Here is a 640-nt window from a genome sequence, read left to right as displayed (position 1 = left end):
ACCGATTTTTCACAACCTCGTACTTGCAGATGAAATTAATCATGCCCCAGCTAAAGTACAAGCCGCGTTGCTTGAAGCAATGGCGGAGCATCAAGTGAGTGTAGGTAAACAGACATACCCGCTTGATGATTTATTTTTAGTGATGGCAACACAAAACCCNATTGAGCAAGAAGGCACTTACCCTCTCCCTGAAGCGCAGCTTGACCGTTTTCTCTTGCATGTAACGATCGATTATCCATCTGCGGAAGCAGAAAAGCTTATTTTGCGTTTAGTCCGAGATGAGCTCAAGAAAGCCGCCAGTGAAGCTGAGTCTGGAATCACATTAAGTAAAGCGGTTATCCAACAAGCACGACAAGAAGTTTTGGGTATTCACATGTCTGAAGCTGTTGAGGATTATATTATTTCCCTTACGACGGCGACGCGAGAGCCAAGAAGATTTAGCGAAGAGCTTGCACGTTGGGTCGAATTTGGTGTGAGCCCCAGAGGCACAATTTCACTCGATCGTTGTGCACGGGCCTACGCATGGATTAAAGGAAAAGACTTCGTCTCACCTCAAGATGTGAGTGCTGTGATCCATGATGTTTATCGCCACAGAATTCTGCTTAGCTTTGATGCCGAGGCAGAAGGCGTATCTATAAAT

Annotated in this window: 1 protein-coding gene; it reads left to right on the top strand. The window is 45.7% G+C overall.

The window, feature by feature from the left end; genetic code table 11:
• Positions 1–640: MoxR family ATPase (locus A3739_RS01005; RefSeq protein ID WP_068499831.1), on the top strand; the 640-nt coding region annotated here is incomplete at both ends.

It is taken from the genome of Oleiphilus sp. HI0067, from assembly GCF_001635735.1.
This window is presented reverse-complemented; position numbering and strand designations above follow the sequence as displayed.